At 28.6% G+C, this 17,762-nt stretch carries 12 protein-coding genes and 1 riboswitch; of the genes, 11 read left to right on the forward strand and 1 reads right to left on the reverse strand.

What is annotated here, in order from left to right; translation table 11 throughout:
• Nucleotides 1–451: 451 nt before the first annotated feature.
• From CLPUN_RS23375 to CLPUN_RS23415, 9 genes are all read left to right on the forward strand, one after another.
• Nucleotides 452–2,836 carry an FtsK/SpoIIIE family DNA translocase gene (locus CLPUN_RS23375; RefSeq protein ID WP_077849613.1) on the forward strand — a complete coding sequence of 795 codons (2,385 nt, stop codon included), beginning with the start codon at nucleotides 452–454 and terminating at the stop codon, nucleotides 2,834–2,836.
• Between the two features lie 361 nt (nucleotides 2,837–3,197).
• The gene (gene rimO / locus CLPUN_RS23380) at nucleotides 3,198–4,517 is read left to right on the forward strand and encodes a 30S ribosomal protein S12 methylthiotransferase RimO (RefSeq protein ID WP_143329122.1); all 1,320 of its coding nucleotides are present in this window, start codon (nucleotides 3,198–3,200) and stop codon (nucleotides 4,515–4,517) included.
• On the forward strand, nucleotides 4,501–5,091 hold the full coding sequence (gene pgsA / locus CLPUN_RS23385; protein WP_077849615.1) for a CDP-diacylglycerol--glycerol-3-phosphate 3-phosphatidyltransferase: 591 nt from the start codon (nucleotides 4,501–4,503) through the stop codon (nucleotides 5,089–5,091). The genes rimO and pgsA overlap by 17 nt, the downstream gene beginning before the upstream one ends.
• Before the next feature lie 240 nt (nucleotides 5,092–5,331).
• Complete coding sequence (gene recA, locus CLPUN_RS23390) at nucleotides 5,332–6,411, forward strand: recombinase RecA (RefSeq protein ID WP_077849616.1); 1,080 nt, start codon at nucleotides 5,332–5,334, stop codon at nucleotides 6,409–6,411.
• A 162-nt stretch (nucleotides 6,412–6,573) separates the two neighbouring features.
• A complete protein-coding gene (locus CLPUN_RS23395; RefSeq protein WP_077849617.1) occupies nucleotides 6,574–7,557 on the forward strand; it encodes an EFR1 family ferrodoxin in 984 nt (327 codons plus the stop codon).
• 317 nt (nucleotides 7,558–7,874) lie between these two features.
• Nucleotides 7,875–7,976, forward strand: a riboswitch (purine riboswitch).
• 216 nt (nucleotides 7,977–8,192) lie between these two features.
• Entirely contained in the window at nucleotides 8,193–9,485 is a 1,293-nt protein-coding gene (locus CLPUN_RS23400; protein WP_077849715.1) for an NCS2 family permease, read from the forward strand.
• 111 nt (nucleotides 9,486–9,596) lie between these two features.
• A complete protein-coding gene (locus tag CLPUN_RS23405) occupies nucleotides 9,597–9,794 on the forward strand; it encodes a hypothetical protein (protein WP_077849618.1) in 198 nt (65 codons plus the stop codon).
• Nucleotides 9,795–9,919: 125 nt separating this feature from the next.
• Nucleotides 9,920–11,146, forward strand: a complete 1,227-nt coding sequence (locus CLPUN_RS23410; protein WP_077849619.1) for an aminopeptidase — start codon at nucleotides 9,920–9,922, stop codon at nucleotides 11,144–11,146.
• Nucleotides 11,147–11,308: 162 nt separating this feature from the next.
• Nucleotides 11,309–13,297, forward strand: coding sequence for a carbohydrate-binding domain-containing protein (locus CLPUN_RS23415; RefSeq protein ID WP_077849620.1), 1,989 nt, complete (start codon nucleotides 11,309–11,311; stop codon nucleotides 13,295–13,297).
• 264 nt (nucleotides 13,298–13,561) lie between these two features.
• Here the strand turns inward: CLPUN_RS23415 and CLPUN_RS23420 are convergent, their stop codons facing one another.
• Nucleotides 13,562–14,770: a GGDEF domain-containing protein gene (locus CLPUN_RS23420; protein ID WP_077849621.1), complete on the reverse strand. Its 1,209-nt coding sequence runs from the start codon at nucleotides 14,768–14,770 to the stop codon at nucleotides 13,562–13,564.
• A 336-nt stretch (nucleotides 14,771–15,106) separates the two neighbouring features.
• Here CLPUN_RS23420 and CLPUN_RS23425 point away from each other — a divergent pair, with 336 nt between their 5' ends.
• Nucleotides 15,107–16,432, forward strand: coding sequence for a DUF512 domain-containing protein (locus tag CLPUN_RS23425; protein ID WP_077849622.1), 1,326 nt, complete (start codon nucleotides 15,107–15,109; stop codon nucleotides 16,430–16,432).
• A gap of 13 nt (nucleotides 16,433–16,445) precedes the next feature.
• Entirely contained in the window at nucleotides 16,446–17,762 is a 1,317-nt protein-coding gene (der, locus tag CLPUN_RS23430; RefSeq protein ID WP_077849623.1) for a ribosome biogenesis GTPase Der, read from the forward strand.

Below are 17,762 nucleotides of genomic sequence, written 5' to 3' on the forward strand. Positions count from 1 at the left end.
TCTTTACCTAAGAAAATATAATTTACTAATATATATGTTCTAAAAAATTTTGTTCATTAAGATTTAATTTCTATATTAGAGTGATTGGATAAGACAACCAACTAAATTATGAACTTTCTTAATTAGAACTTATATACAAGAATAGATAATTTAGTTAATGTGCTATATTAGTTTTTAATACTGATATAGCACATTTTTTGAATTAGAATTTCATAAAATTTTCAAGTTGAAAAAACTAATAAAATTTATCATGCTTTATGAGATTCTATTTATATGAATTTAATAAAATATAATAAAGTAGAGATGATAATTTAATCATTACAGAAAAATTAAAAAATATTTGAGTTTTAAAATTAGACATATTGTTGTAAAATAGTAGTATTGTCAAAGTAAAAATATTTATAAAACTTTTGAGTAAAAGAGAAAGTGAATAAAAACGAGGTGATTTAAGTTGGGTAGGTCTAAAAGTAAGAGTAGCACTGCAAAAGATAAAAAAAATGAAAATACAATAAATCCTGATATAGTAGGGATAGTATATATTGCAACCGGTATAATACTTGGAATAGCAATATATTCATCTTTAGCTGGAATATTATCATCTTTAGCTCAAAGTATATCATATGCACTAATTGGAGTGGGAGCAAATGCATTACCTATTTATTTAATATATTTTGGTTTTCAGTATATAAAAACAAGAGGAAATATTAAGTTTAATAAAAATTTTGTTGGTATTAGTATATTAGTAATTGTTATTATGTTAACTTTTGGAACTATAAATATCCAAAGCCTAGATATTCAAAGTGATTTTTTTGAAAATATTAAGATAATAATTAGCGATAATACCAAAACTATGCATGGAGGAATACTGGCGTATTTTATATGTTATCCACTATACAAAGCTGTAGGTGCTTTAGGAACATATATTATACTTCTTGCTTTTTCAATAATAGCTATTATTTTAATTTTTGATATTACACTATATGATCTAGGACTAAAGGCCTATAATAAAGGTGAAAAAATGAGGAATAATAGAAGTAAAAGGATAAGAGAAAGAGAACAAAATCAAGAAAAAAGAGAGCGGGAAAACTTTATAAACATAGTAGAAAAGGATGAAAGTGAGAGAGTAACTCAAAATGAAAAAGAAGCCTTTTTATCTGGAGTAAACAAAAAAATAAAAATTTTAGATTTTATGAAGGAATCAAGTGAAGATGAAGAAGCTATACCACAGGTAAAAGCTGAAATTTCATCAGATATTCAAATAGATAATTTTTTAGATAAAACGGTGCAAAACCATACGCGTAAAAAAGAAAGCTTAGATAATGAAGTTAAAAATGTAGTTAGTAAAGAAATACAAGAGCAAATATCAGAACATAAAGAATTAAAAGAGTATAAGCATCCGAACTTAGAATTATTAAAATTAAATGCTAATACAAAATTAAATAGCACAGATAAAAAAGAATTAATAGAAAATGCAAACAAACTTGAGGAGATATTATCTAACTTTGGAGTTGATGCAAAAGTGACTCAAGTAACTAAGGGGCCTTCTGTAACAAGATTTGAGCTTCAACCAAGTCCAGGGGTAAAAGTTAGTAAAATAGTAAATTTATCAGATGATATAGCGCTGGGACTTGCAGCATCAGGAATAAGAATAGAGGCACCAATTCCAGGGAAGGCAGCTGTTGGGATAGAAGTACCAAATGGGAAACAAACGCCAGTATTTTTAAGAGAAGTATTAGAAAATGATGAATTTATTAATTCTAAGAAAAAATTAGCATTTGCATTAGGAAAAGATATTTCAGGTAAGTGTGTTGTGGGAGATTTAAGTAAAATGCCTCATACATTAATTGCAGGGGCAACAGGTTCAGGTAAAAGTGTGTGTATAAATTCACTTATAATAAGCTTGTTATATAAATATAATCCAGATGAAGTTAAGCTCCTTATGGTGGATCCTAAGGTTGTTGAGTTAAATGTTTATAATGGAATACCTCATCTTTTAATTCCTGTAGTTACAGATCCTAAAAAAGCAGCAGCAGCTTTAAATTGGGCTGTAAATGAAATGACCAATAGATATAAGCTTTTTGCAGAGTGTGGAGTTAGAAATATGGAATCTTATAATGAATTATTTAATAAAGGAGTTATTGAAGCAAAGCTTCCTTATATAGTTATAATTGTAGATGAGCTTGCTGACCTTATGATGGTATGCCCAAATGACGTGGAAGATTATATAGGAAGATTAGCTCAAATGGCAAGAGCAGCTGGTATGCATTTAGTTATAGCAACTCAAAGACCATCGGTAGATGTAATAACAGGAGTAATTAAAGCTAATATACCTTCTAGAATTTCTTTTGCAGTATCATCTCAAATTGACTCTAGAACTATTTTAGATGGTTCAGGTGCAGAAAAGCTTCTTGGAAAAGGGGATATGTTATATTATCCTGTAGGAGAAAGTAAACCACAAAGAGTTCAAGGTTGTTTTATATCGGAAGAAGAAGTAGAACAAGTAATTTCATTTATTAAGAGTGAACAAGGCGATATTAATTATGAAGAAGATATAATTGATCACATTAATAATGCAGCAGACTCAAAATCCACAGAATTAAGTGAAAACAATGATGACGTAGATGAATTGCTTAATGAGGTAATAAACGTAGTAGTAGAGTATGGTCAGGCTTCAACTTCATTTATTCAAAGAAAATTTAGAATAGGATTTAACAGAGCCTCTAGAATTATGGATCAATTACAGGAAAGAGGTATAATCTCAGAGAAGGATGGAAGTAGACCAAGACAAATACTTATTACAAGGCAGCAGCTTTTAGATGAAAATAATGATGAATAAATAAATTTAAATATATGGGAATTTAAACTTTTTAGTATATGATTTGTAATTAACTTATCACATTAAAATTAAATAAAGCAAATAATTATATGTAGTTTGTTTATTAGAACATGTCCTACTATTTGAAATAAATCATTAATAATAAAATTAATTTTGTGTTAACTTTTTCTTTCATAAATATTAAAATGGGAGAATTAAAGGATTTTCAGTGCTATATAGCAATGCATATAACTAAGCATTAGCTTGTAAAATATAGTTTTAATTTGTATAATAAAGACTATTAGAACACAGGAGGATATAAGACTTGAACGAAATAAAAATAGAAAAATTAAATAATACTTCAAATAAGTATAAAGTCGGAATGGTTAGTTTAGGTTGTGATAAAAACAGAGTTGATTCAGAAATAATACTAGGAAAGATGAGTAATGAGTATGAGATAACAAGTGATCCTAAAATAGCCGATATAATTATAGTAAATACATGTGGATTTATAGAAAGTGCAAAACAAGAATCTATTGATACAATTTTAGAAATGGCAAATTATAAAATTAATTATAAATGTAAGCTTCTCATAGCGACAGGATGCCTTACTCAAAGATATGGAGAAGAACTAGGAAATTTAATACCTGAGATAGATATAATGCTTGGGGTTAATGACTATAATAAAATAAATGAATTTATAACAGATTTTATAGAAGGAAATAAAAAAGCACTCGAACTTTTAAATTATTCTGATGAAAATATTAATGAAGGAAAGAGAATACTTACAACCCAAAAAGAAAGTGCATATATTAGAATTGCAGAGGGATGTAACAATTTTTGTACATATTGTATAATTCCTAAAATAAGAGGGAAGTTTAGAAGTAGGAAAATGGAAAATATCATAAATGAGGCGAAAGATTTAAGTGAAAATGGAGTTAAGGAAATAATACTTATAGCTCAAGATACTACTTTGTATGGCAGTGATATATATGAAAAGAAAAGTCTTCACTTATTAATAAAAGAGTTGGCTAAAATTGGGGGAATTAAGTGGATTAGAGTACTTTATTGTTATCCAGAAGAAATATATGATGAACTTATTGATGAAATTGCAAATAATAATAAAGTTGTAAAATACTTAGATTTGCCAATTCAACATATAAGTGATAAAATTCTTAAGCTTATGGGAAGAAAAACTAGCAAAGAAGATATAATAAATAAAATAAAAAAATTAAGAGAGAAAATTTCAAATATTGTTTTAAGAACTACGTTTATAGTTGGGTTTCCACAAGAAACAAAAGAAGACTTTAATGAAATTATTGATTTCCTACAAGAATATAAGCTTGATAAAGTAGGGGTATTCCCATATTCTCAGGAAGAAGATACTCCAGCTGCAAAAATGGATGGACAAATCGGAGACCATATTAAAAGCAAAAGAGCAGAAGAATTAATGACGATACAAAAAGATGTTTCAGAAGAGATAAATAAATTGAAAATAGGAAGGTTATATGATATTCTTGTTGAAGGACATAATGGAGAGCATTATTATGGAAGAAGCTATGAAATGGCTCCTGAAATAGATGCAAATGTATTATTTAAATCATCAAAAAGTATAAAAAATGGTCAATTTATAAAGGTAAAAATAGTTGAGAATATGGATTATGATTTAGTGGGAGTTGTCGATTATGAATCTTGCAAATAAGTTAACCTTAGTTAGAATATTTTTAGTTCCTGTTTTTTTGGTGTTTATAGCTGTTAAGGGAATACCTTATGGGAGTTTTATAGCTACATTTATATTTATTTTGGCATCACTAACTGATAAATTAGACGGATATGTTGCTAGAAGTAGAAATCAAATAACTAATTTCGGGAAATTTATGGATCCCTTAGCAGATAAATTATTAGTTACTGCAGCTTTAATTTCTTTAGTTGAATTACAGGTAGTGCCAGGATGGGCAGCTGTAGTTATACTTGCACGAGAATTTGCTGTTTCTGGATTAAGGTCAATAGCGGCAGCACAAGGAAGAGTTATAGCTGCTAGTTGGTGGGGGAAAATTAAAACTGTTATACAAATAATAGCAATAATTTTATTATTATTAAAAGTAAATATACATGATGCTAGATTATTAAAAATTTTTGTAATAGATAATCATTATGTAAAAGAGTTTTTCAAAATAGCACCAACTGCAATGCTTATGATTGCAGTTATTGTAACACTAATATCAGGATATGACTACTTTAAAAAGAATAAAGAAGCTGTTTCAATTGATAAATAGAAAATAAATTATAGATAGAAATTTTAAAATATACACTAATTAAAATGTAGGATTCTAATTAGAATGTTTATATAAATAAAATTTATGTTTAAGAATTAAAAAAAATGGATATAAATAAAAAGATTCCTTCTTTAAATAAATTAAAGAAGGGATTTTTCTTAGAATTAATTATTGACTATAGTTTAGAATTAATTTATAATAAAAAGAGAACGTAAGTTCGATGAGGAGGAGTTTAGTATTATGGGAAATATAGATTCGGAAAAATTAAAAGCAATTGAAAGTGCCATGAGTCATATAGAAAAGCAATTTGGAAAAGGATCAGTAATGATATTAGGCGATCATAATGTTTCAAATATGGAAGCAGTGTCAACTGGATGTTTAGATTTAGATATAGCTCTTGGAATTGGCGGATTACCTAAGGGTAGAATTATTGAAATTTATGGACCAGAAAGTTCGGGGAAAACTACAATTGCGCTTCATGTAGCTGCAGAAGCGCAAAAAAAAGGTGGAGCTGTAGGATATATAGATGCTGAACATGCTTTAGATCCTAGTTATGCTCGAAAACTTGGGGTTGATGTAGATAGCTTAATAATATCTCAACCTGATACAGGAGAACAAGGTCTTGAAATTGCAGAAGCTTTAGTTCGTTCAGGTGCAATTGATGTTTTAGTAGTAGACTCTGTTGCAGCATTAGTTCCTAAGGCTGAAATTGAAGGCGAAATGGGAGATTCACATATGGGTCTTCAAGCGAGACTTATGTCACAAGCATTAAGAAAACTTGCAGGATCAATAAATAAGACTAATTGTGTCGCAATATTCATTAACCAATTAAGAGAAAAAATTGGGGTTATGTTTGGTTCACCAGAGACAACAACTGGAGGAAGAGCATTAAAGTTCTATGCATCTGTAAGAATGGATATTAGAAGGATAGATTCTATAAAACAAGGTGATGCTATTATTGGTAACAGAACAAGAATAAAAGTTACTAAAAATAAAGTTGCACCACCATTTAAGCAAGCAGAATTTGATATCATGTATAATGAAGGTATTTCAAGAACTGGTAACATAGTAGATGTTGGAGTAAAGGAAGATATCGTCCAAAAAAGTGGAGCTTGGTTTTCTTATGGTGATATAAGATTGGGTCAAGGAAGGGAAAATGCTAAGATATATTTAAAGGAAAATCCAGAAGTAGCATTGGATATAGAAAATCAAATTAGATCAAAATACAATCTTCCGTTAGCAGAATTACCTAAAACAAATATAGCAAATGAAACTAAGAGTGACAAAGCTGAAAGCAAAGTAAAAGAAGATATAAAATAATTTTGAAAAAATTATAAAAAAACAAGTCGATATGATGGATATTAAAATCATATCGACTTGTTTTTTATATTAATGCTACTGTTATCTTATATATTAAAGTATAATAGAGTAAAAGATAAGCTTTTAATGAAAAGTTATTAAGTAAAAAAGAGAGGATTATTTATGAGGAGATATCTTATTCATTATTTTTCAGGAACAGGAAATACACATCATATGGTTAAAGTAATAGAGCGAGATTTAAAAAACAAAGGATATTCAGTGGAGTTGTTAAATGTTGAGGGGGATAGTGAGAATTATCTAAATTTAAAGGATTATGAATTTCATATATTTTGTTTCCCAGTTTATGGATTTGGAACGCCTTCAATTATGCTTAAATATATTTTAAATATGAAGACAACGATACAAGCCAATGCAGCAATTATATGCACTTCTGGTGGGTTTGAGGGGCAATCTTTGAGCCATTTCAAATATTTGTTAAATAAAAAAGGATTTAAAGTATTTTTTACTGATATGGTGATGTATACTTATAATTGGACTCAAGTTTTAAATCCTCAAGACAAGAAAGTAGAAGAAAAGGTATTTAAAGAAGCTGATTTTAAAGTGATAGCAATAACAGAAAAAATAATTAATACCGAAGCTAACTTTAAGAAAAGAAATGGTATAAGTTTAATATTATGTTGGATTGTTTTTATTTTATTTAGTAAAGTGGCCAGAAAAATTTTAGGAAAAACTTTTATAGCTGATAAGTCTTGTATTAATTGTAGAAAATGTAAAGATATTTGTCCGGCAAAAGCGATAAATATTTATAATGGAAGACCAACTTGGAATTGGAAGTGCGAAAGTTGCCAAAGATGTATTAATATATGCCCTCAAAAATCAATTCAATTATCAATAGTAAAATTGATTATTTTTTTTGTCTTAGGATTAATACCAATTTGGATAATAATAGATATAAATACTTATATAATTCAGTTCTCAATAATAAATAATATAATTTTATATTTTATAATGTTTTTTATAAATAATATTCTGTCTACTATACTAATTTCATTTATGGAAAAAGTTCGGATATTTAGAGATATATTAGAAGTTAGTTATACTAAAAAATATAGAAGAAACATAGCATTTGATTTTAAAATTAAATAGTTATGCAATTTGTTGTGTATTTTAAAGGTAGCAGTAGCATAAATTTAAATACAATAATGCAAATTAAATAAAAATTTAAAAATAATAGCAGAAGATATTGTGAAAATAGTAAATTTGCGCAAAAGACGAACGTTACATTGATAATAAATAAAAAAATTCATAAAATAAGAAAAATGGTCTTGATTTATAATGAATTTTATTGTAGCATTAAATATGTAAAAAAGAGTTATATATCACATATGTAATTTATGATATTCATATTTTTGTTAAAATTAAAAATAATATGAATTAAGAATTTAATACATATATGTTGTTATGTAAATAATGGAAATTATACCTGTATATGCTTAGAAATAAGGTCTAAGTGTTTCTACCGGACTACCGTAAATTGTCTGACTATGGGTGTTTATAGATATTCGTGATTATTTATAAACCCCTTTGTAATGTCAAAGGGGTTCTATATTTTACTGAGTGTCTATGAAATTCTGGTTATATTCTTTTATTAATGTTAGCATAAGCAGCTAGCAAAAAATATTATTTCTGAGTCGAGTGTATAATACGTAACTCATAAAAATAGGAGGAATTTTAAAGTGGACAATTCATTAAAAAAATCGGTAAACGAAACGGAGAATAGTATGTTAGAAAAAATATTTCATTTATCAAAGAACAAAACAAATGTTAAGACAGAAATCCTAGCAGGTATAACTACTTTTTTTACTATGGCATACATATTGGTGGTAAATCCTGATATTTTAAGTCAATCAGGTATGGATAAATCAGCTGTATTTACAGCAACAGCATTGGCTTCTTGTATTGGTACGTTAATTATGTCATTTGTTGCAAATTATCCATTTGGTATGGCACCAGGTATGGGTTTAAATGCTCTTTTTACATATACAATTTGCTTAACAATGGGATTTTCATGGCAAACAGCTTTAGCGGCTTCGTTTATTGAAGGACTTATATTTTTAGCACTTAATTTATTTAAAGTTAGACAGGCAATTATTGACAGTGTTCCACAAAGCTTAAAGCATGCAATTAGTATCGGTATCGGATTTTTTATAGCTTTTATAGGTTTGCAAGGTGCGAAGATAATTGTACCTAATCCAGCAACATTAGTTGGTCTTGGAGATGTAAAAAGTATACCAGTTTTATTAGCTCTTGTTGGAGTAGTATTAATAGCAATACTATATCAGAAACAAGTGAAAGGTTCCTTTGTTATTGGAATGTTTGTTGTGTATATACTTGGTATAATATTTGGAGTTGCACAGTTACCTAGTGGAATAGTGTCTATGCCTCCATCGGTTGCGCCAGTATTTATGCAATTTGATTTTAAGAGTGCAATGGTAATAGGAATAGTTCCTGCTATAATTACTATGTTATTTATAGATATATTTGATAGTATTGGTACTTTAATTGGTTTAGCTTCAAAAGCTGGTTATTTAGATGAGAAAGGTAATGTTGTTAATGCAGATAAAGTTTTAACAGCTGATGCTATTGGTTCAACAATCGGTGCATGTTTAGGAACATCTACACCTGTTGCGTTCGTTGAATCAGCATCTGGGATTGCGGAAGGTGGAAGAACAGGTTTAGCTGGTGTAACAATAGCTGGATTATTCTTCTTATCATTATTCTTTTCACCAATTTTAACAATTATACCAGGTTTTGCAACAGCACCAGTTTTAATTGTTTTAGGATTATTAATGATGGAACCAATAACAAAGATAGATTTTGCAGATTTCACTGAAGGATTACCTGTATTTCTTACATTAATATTAACACTTTTAACATATTCAATTACAGATGGTTTGGCATTTGGATTTATATCTTATGTGTTGATAAAATTATTTACAGGAAAATCAAAAGAAGTTCCAGTGTCAATGTATGTTATTTCAGCTTTCTTTATTCTGATGTTCGTATTAAAATAGGATAGATTATTATTTCAATTTTATTTGTGATAATGTTCATGATTTAAGATTAATTTTCGAATATATCTTAATCATAATTAAAAAAATACTTCGTGGTTTTTCTATTGAACCATGAAGTATTTTTTTGTTAATACTAATCGAATTATTAATAAAATAAATTTAATTTTACTAGCAAACTATCCTAATTTAATTTTACTTAAAAATGATTTAACAGATACAGGCATATTAGAAATAAGTTCTGGATCAGGCCTTTTCATATTGGTTTTTATAGCTTTTTATTCAGCAAAAGGAAAAGGAATAGCAGAATAAGGTACTCATGAAGAATTAATAAGACTTGGTGGAGTTTATAAGTGATTGTATTTAGCTCAAGGAGTATAACTAGAAATGTGGTATAATTATGGTATAAATAACATGAAAAGATGGGAGCGAATAAAATGAATACAGAAAATTTAAAAAAATATGCAGAGCTTGTGGTTAAGATTGGAATAAATTTACAAGAAAAACAACAATTGTTTATAATGACACCATTAGAGTGCGCAAGTTTTGCTAGAATTATAGCGGAAAAAGCATATGAAGCAGGAGCCATAAATGTAATAATCGATTACCATGATGAAAATCTTGAATTAATAAAATATAATAAGGCTCCAAAGGAAAGTTTTGAAAAAAAACCAAAGCATCTTGCATTATCGAGAGAAGAACTGGTGAAAGAAAAGACTGCATTTATAAGCATATCTGCAAGAGACCCAGAACTATTAAGTGGAGTAGATTCGAATAAGATCTCTACTTTATCTAAGACAACAAATAAGGCCTTAAAAAACTTTAGCAATGCATTAATGAGCAATGAAGTTCAATGGTGTGTTGTTTCAATACCTACAAAAGCATGGGCGAAAAAGGTATTCTCTAATGTCTCTGAGGGTGAGGCATTAGAAAAACTTTGGAATTCAATATTTAGTATAGTAAGAGTAGATAAAGAATCACCAGTTTCGGCTTGGAGTGAACATTTGGCAAACCTAAAGGTACGAAAAGATTATCTAAATGAAATGAATTTTAAGTATCTTTATTATAAATCAGAAGGAACTGATTTAATTGTAGAGCTTCCAGAAGATCATATTTGGTTAAGTGGTGAAGAACATACTAAAGATGGAATTAAGTTTGTAGCTAATATGCCAACAGAAGAAGTATTTACTCTTCCAAAGAGAGATGGGGTAAATGGTTATATTACTAGTAAGAAGCCTCTAATTTATGGAGGAAATATAATAGATAACTTTAAATTGATTATTAAAGATGGAAAAATAGTTGATTTTACAGCAGAAAAGGGGACAGAAATATTAAGAGGACTTTTGGATATTGATGAAGGTGCACGATATTTAGGTGAAGTTGCTTTAGTTGGTTATAATTCACCTATATCAAATTCAGGTCTGATATTTTATAATACATTATTTGATGAAAATGCATCTTGCCATTTTGCTTTTGGTGAAGCGTATCCAAGTTGTTTAAAAGGTAGTGATAACATGACAAAAGAAGAATTAATAGAAAAAGGTGCGAATGACTCACTAACTCATGTTGATTTCATGGTAGGTTCAGCAGAACTTGAAATAATAGGTGAAACTGCAACAGGAGAAAGAATTGAAATATTTAAAGATGGTGAATGGGTAATGTAACAATTGATTATATTAGTTATAGGATTTATGAGTATATTTATTAGTTTTTCTCATGATATATTAACAGTTAAGCTAACATTAAGGTTGCAGTGTTAAGGTATATTTATCAACAATATTTAAATAAAAATTAATTTAACTGTAATATATAGGAGGAAATAATTTATGAATAAAAAGCTTATAACTATATTAGTAGCGTTATCTTTAAGTGTAAGTATGTTTGGATGCACAAAGCAAAGTAGTGTTTCGGCTATTAATACGGTAACAACTCAAACAGAAGATACTTCAGATGCAAAAATACTTTCAAATATTAATATATCTTCTGGTAAAACTGAAAGTGTAGGAGAAGCTGATACATTTATTGAATTAGGTGAAAATATAAGTATAAAAGGTGATGGTGCAACTGTAGATAACAAAAAGATAACTATTACTTCAGCAGGTACTTATAGTATAAAAGGTACTTTAACAGAAGGACAAATAATAGTAAATGCTGGGGATGATGATAAAGTTTATATTATTTTAGATGGAGTGAATATTACTTGTTCTAACAATGCACCTATTTACGTTAAAAATTCTAAGAAAACAATTGTTTCATTAGCTGATAACACAGAAAACTCTATAAAAGATGGAGAAAATTATATATTTGAAGATAGCTCTACTGATGAACCTAATGCAGCAATTTTTAGTAAATCAGATCTTATTTTCATTGGAAATGGTTCGCTGGTTATTGATGCGAAATATAATAATGGTATTACAAGTAAGGATGATTTAAAAATAGAATCAGGCAATATTATTGTGAATGCTAAAGCTGATGGTCTTAGAGGAAAGGATTCGGTTGTTATAACTAATGGAAATATAATAATTAATTCAGGTGAGGATGGAATTAAGTCAAATAATGATGAGGATTCAGAAAAAGGATATGTACTAATTGAAGGTGGAAAAATCAATATAACTTCTGGAAAAGATGGTATTCAGGCAGAAACAAATGCTTTTGTAAAAGAAGGAGATATAATAATTAATACAGGCGGAGGAAGCGAAAATGCTAGTGCTAAGAAAGGAGAGAGTGGTGGTCCTGGTATGGAAAAACAGTTGGAAACTAGTGAAAATACTGCTGAAGAAGAGTCCATTAGTACAAAAGCTATAAAAGCTGGTATTAATATAATAACAGAGGGTGGAACTTTTAATATAGATGCTTGTGACGATGCTATACATTCAAATAATAATTTAGTGATTAATGCAGGAACTTTTAATTTATCTTCTGGTGATGATGGATTACATTCGGATTCTACATTAACAATAAATAATGGAAGCATAGATGTTAAGAAATCTTACGAAGGTATTGAAAGTGAAACTATAACGATTAATGATGGAGAAATTATGGTTTTATCAAGTGACGATGGAATTAATGCTTCTGGTGGCAATGATTCATCAGGTATAGATGAAAACATGGGTAAAGGAGCTCCGCCACAGATGGATGGGCGTAACGCTTCTGGAAATTCACAAGAAATGACAGGAAATCAAGCACAAAGTGATCCACAAGGAGCAATAACACCAGGTGGAAGCTCTTCTGGCAATGGAATAATAAATATTAATGGTGGACATATTACAATAAATTCTAATGGAGATGGAATTGACTCAAATGGTTTAATATCTATGAAAGGTGGAACTGCTATTGTAAATGGACCTACAAATGATGGGAATGCTTCATTAGATTATGATGGAAGTTTTAACATAACAGGTGGAAATCTTATTGCAGCAGGCAGTTCAGGAATGGCACAAGCACCAAGCAAAGAATCAACTCAAAATTCTGTGAAGATAACTTTAGCTTCACAATCAGCAAACACTTTGATTAGAATTGAAAGCGAAAGTGGAGAAGAAATTATTACTTTTGCACCATCAAAACAATATTCTTCAGTTGTTGTATCATCGCCTAAATTTAAATCTGGGGAAACATATAAAGTATATTTAAATGGTAGTTCAACAGGAACAGTTAACAGTGGCATATATACAGATGGAGTATATACAAAAGGAAAAGAAATTGGAAGCTTTACAATATCAGGAACTGTAAGTGAAGTGACTCAAGATGGAGTCACTGTTACAAACCGCATGGGTGGAGGAAGAGGCCAAGGTGGGATGAAATCACCAAAACAATAAATTAAAATGTATAAAATTATAAACTTCTACAAGATATATTATTAATGAAATGAAAGTCAAGGTTGTAGTTAAAATTATAACTTTAAATTAGAATTTAACTATAAAAGATTTAATGGGGTGGCAGAGAAAAATAAAATTTTATCTACCACCCCATTAAAATTTTTCTTTAAAATTTAGAGAAGAATTACAAATGTAAAATTTGTATAGTAACTTTTCTTACAAAAAATTCTGTGAAATATGTAATCCAAGAAATTGTGAGTCTTGTTACTTACTTACACAATTTCGTCCTTTTTTCTTAGCTCTGTAAAGGGCTTTGTCAGCTCCTTTCATTACTTCGTCAATTTCTTTAAATTTAATGCTCTTCTCACATACTCCAATACTTATTGTAACAAATAATTGACTTGAACTTCCTTGTTTTGCTTTTGAAATTTGAGCTTTTGAGGATTTTTTTGTATATCCTGATTTAGATACTTGCTCACGTAAGGTTTCTAAATGAGGTATTGCATCATCTATTGATTTGCCTGGAAAGATTATTGTAAATTCTTCGCCTCCATAACGGAAGGCTTTCCCGCCACCTGTAATCTTCACTAAATTGGAAGCCACCAATTTTAAAACATCATCTCCAACATCATGGCCATATTTATCATTGAATTTTTTAAAAAAATCAATGTCTATCATTGCAATAACATATTTAGTTCCTAATTTCATCAAATCTTCTCTAAGAGCACGACGAGAAGGAATTTCAGTAAGTTCATCAAGATATGCCATGGAATAAGAGTCCTCAATGATGCTGGTAATTAAAACTAAACCAGTAGCACTTAGAAATATAGAGAAAGATAATCTATCATTAACAAAAAAAAGGGCTGCGAAGATAGAAATAATAATTCCAATTAATCGTACTTCAAAAACACTATTTTTAACATAAGCTTTTATTATAAAAAATAGTAGCGTTAAAAAAAAGATTAGTAAAGCTGTTTGATTCATGATAATATTCTCTAAAGGAAGATTTATGAATTCATAATTTAATAGATCTTGCATTAGTGGGTTATTTAATAAAGTGAATCTATAAATAGCAAACATTTCAATTAACATTAAAAAAATACGAATTTTACCCCATGAGGAGAATATTCCTTTTTCCTTTAATTGTGAAAAAGCAACAATATTAAGTGGGAGAAGAATGCACATCATTGGATAAAGAACCTTAGAATAAATTGTTGTGTCTATTGATAGCTCTAAATAATAGTTTAAAAGCAATTCAAAAAGAGTAAGCAGCAAAATCATAAGAAAGACTCTTCCTTTATTAAAGCGAATGCTTAGAATTAAGCCAAGTCCAAATATAATATATGAAGAATACTTAACAATAAGAATAACAGGAGGCGTAAATGAAGGAAGTTTTTTTATTAAGAAATAACATCCCAAAAGAATAAAAATATATGTGATATATGGTAAAACAGTTTTAAAAGTAATTTTCACTGAAGCAGAACCCCCTTAATTATGTGAATATATTGATGGTATATGTAGCTTATGAGATTAATTTGTCGATAAAGAATATATATTATATTTCGCTTAATAAAATAGAATCTTTAATTTTCCTAAAAGTAAAGGAAATATCTTAAAAATAGAATTTAATTACTAAATAAACCATATTATAATCATTTAATATTATAATTATGTTAATTTAAAATTAAGCTAAATAAGCTATAAATAAATTAAAAGCTTTATATTAGTTTGAAAATATGACTTATTGACTTAACTAAGGGATTAATGTAATATAACAAGGATAAGTATGTTATAATTAGGAGTGATGAGATGAAAAATATTATAACTAAAGTAATCTCAAATGGAATTGCAGAAGAAGTCGGGATTGAAGTAAATGATGTTTTACTATCTATTAATGATAATAAAATAAATGATATTATAGATTATAAATTTTTATCAGCAGATGAAGAAATCATTTTAGAAGTAGAAAAAACTAATGGTGAGATATGGGAAATTGAAGTTGAAAAAGAATATGGTGAGGATTTAGGTATAGAATTTGGTGGAGGTATAATGGATAAAGCAAAGTCATGTAGCAATAAATGCATATTTTGTTTTATAGACCAGCTACCAAAGGGAATGAGAGAATCGCTATATTTTAAAGATGATGATTCAAGATTATCTTTTTTACAAGGGAATTTTGTTACATTAACTAATATGAAGGATGAAGATATTGACAGAATAATACAATATCACATAAGTCCTATAAATGTATCTGTTCATACAACAAACCCAGAACTTAGAGTTCAAATGCTTAATAATAGATTTGCTGGAAATGTCTTTGATAGAATGAAAAGATTAGCAGATGCAGGGATTACAATGAATGCACAAATAGTTTCAGTTCCGGGAATAAATAATGGAAATGAACTTGAAAGAACAATTGCAGATTTATATACATTATATCCACAAGTTTCAGATGTAGCAGTAGTACCAATAGGTATAACTAAATTTAGGCAAGGACTTAAGCATGTGGATACATATACTAAAGAACAATCTGTAGAAGAAATTGAAAATGTTAAAAAACTTCAAGATATATATATGAAGGAAGTAGGAAAACCATTTGTTAGATTATCTGACGAGTTCTATTTAGTTGCAGATAAGCAAATTCCCAATAAAGAGTTTTATGATGACTATCATCAAATAGAAGATGGTATAGGTATGGTTCGATGTTTTAGAGATACTATAGATAGTACCTTAGAAGATTTGGATTTAAAGTCAGAGGGGAGTTTTTCAATTGTTACAGGTGAACTTGCATATAATGAATTACTAGAAGCTAGTAATAAAATTAAAGAGAGAAACCCTAATATACAACTGGATGTCTACAAGATAATAAATAATTATTTTGGAAAAACAATTACAATAGCTGGACTTTTAACAGGGACTGATATAATAGATCAAATGAAGGACATAATAAATAGTAAGTATTTAATATTGTCTAATAATATGTTTAGAAAAGGATATGAATTAGCAGATTCTGATGAACAAATTATGTTAGATAATACAAAAATAAAAGATATTGAATCAGCTTTAAATGTGAAGGTTATAGTGGTAGATTACACAGGAGAAGATTTAATTCAAAAACTAAATCAATACAAATAGGAGGAAATTAAAGATGGCTAAACCAATAGTTGCTATAGTTGGAAGACCGAATGTTGGGAAATCGACATTGTTTAATAAATTGGCAGGAAAAAGAATTTCAATAGTACAAGATACACCAGGAGTTACAAGAGATAGGGTGTATGCAGAAGCTGAATGGCTAAGTTATAACTTTACTATGATAGATACAGGTGGTATTGAACCAGAAAATAATGATATCATAATAAAACAAATGAGAAGACAAGCAAATATTGCAATTGAAACAGCAGATGTAATAATTTTTATAGTTGACGGAAAAGAAGGCTTAACTGCTGCAGATAATGAAGTTGCAACTATGCTTAGAAAAAGTAAAAAACCAGTAGTTTTAGTTGTTAATAAAGTTGACAATTTAAAAGATGAAAATAATGCATATGAATTTTATAACTTAGGAATAGGTGATCCTATAACAATATCAGCAGGTCAAGGTTTAGGTCTTGGAGATATGCTTGATGAAGTGGTAAAATATTTTGATAAATCAATTTATGATACTGACGAAGATGAATATATTAGAATAGCTATGATTGGCAAACCTAATGTAGGAAAGTCTTCTTTAATAAATAAATTGCTTGGTGAAGAAAGAGTAATAGTTTCAGATATTCCGGGAACTACAAGAGATTCAATAGATAGTTATTTAGAAACTGAAGAAGGTAAATTTATTTTAGTTGATACAGCTGGGATTAGAAGAAAAAGCAAGGTTAAAGAAGAAATTGAAAGATATAGTGTTATAAGAACTTATACAGCAATTGAAAGAGCAGATGTTTGTATACTTATGATTGATGCAACAGAAGGTGTTACAGAACAAGATGAAAAGATCATAGGATATGCTCATGAGCTTAGAAAAGCTATTATGGTTATAGTTAATAAATGGGATCTTATTGAAAAGGATGATAAGACATTAGATAAATTTAAAAAGGAATTACAATCAAACTTAAAATTCTTAAGTTATGCTGAATATTTATTTATTTCTGCATTAACAGGGCAAAGAACACAAAAAGTTCTTCAAATGGCTAAATATTGTTATGATAATTATAACAAGAGAATTTCAACAGGAATATTAAATGATGTTATAAGTAAAGCAGTTCTTATGAAGGAACCACCTACTGTTGGAGTTAAGAGAATGAAAATATATTATGCAACTCAAGTTGCAACTAGACCACCAAAATTTGTTTTCTTCGTAAACGATGAAAGTGCTAGACATTTCTCATATGAAAGATATCTAGAAAATCAATTAAGAAGCAGTTTTGATTTTAAGGGAACAGGAATACAAATAGAATATAGACAAAGAAAGGAATAA

The sequence above is a fragment of the Clostridium puniceum genome, from assembly GCF_002006345.1.
Classification (GTDB): domain Bacteria; phylum Bacillota; class Clostridia; order Clostridiales; family Clostridiaceae; genus Clostridium; species Clostridium puniceum.

Coding starts and splice junctions, on each gene's coding strand:
- rimO (WP_143329122.1), top strand. CDS start 3,198: ATGGTTAGTTTAGGTTGTGATAAAAACAGAGTTGATTCAGAAATAATA.
- pgsA (WP_077849615.1), top strand. CDS start 4,501: ATGAATCTTGCAAATAAGTTAACCTTAGTTAGAATATTTTTAGTTCCT.
- recA (WP_077849616.1), top strand. CDS start 5,332: ATGGGAAATATAGATTCGGAAAAATTAAAAGCAATTGAAAGTGCCATG.
- CLPUN_RS23395 (WP_077849617.1), top strand. CDS start 6,574: ATGAGGAGATATCTTATTCATTATTTTTCAGGAACAGGAAATACACAT.
- CLPUN_RS23400 (WP_077849715.1), top strand. CDS start 8,193: ATGTTAGAAAAAATATTTCATTTATCAAAGAACAAAACAAATGTTAAG.
- CLPUN_RS23405 (WP_077849618.1), top strand. CDS start 9,597: ATGAAGTATTTTTTTGTTAATACTAATCGAATTATTAATAAAATAAAT.
- CLPUN_RS23410 (WP_077849619.1), top strand. CDS start 9,920: ATGAATACAGAAAATTTAAAAAAATATGCAGAGCTTGTGGTTAAGATT.
- CLPUN_RS23415 (WP_077849620.1), top strand. CDS start 11,309: ATGAATAAAAAGCTTATAACTATATTAGTAGCGTTATCTTTAAGTGTA.
- CLPUN_RS23425 (WP_077849622.1), top strand. CDS start 15,107: ATGAAAAATATTATAACTAAAGTAATCTCAAATGGAATTGCAGAAGAA.
- der (WP_077849623.1), top strand. CDS start 16,446: ATGGCTAAACCAATAGTTGCTATAGTTGGAAGACCGAATGTTGGGAAA.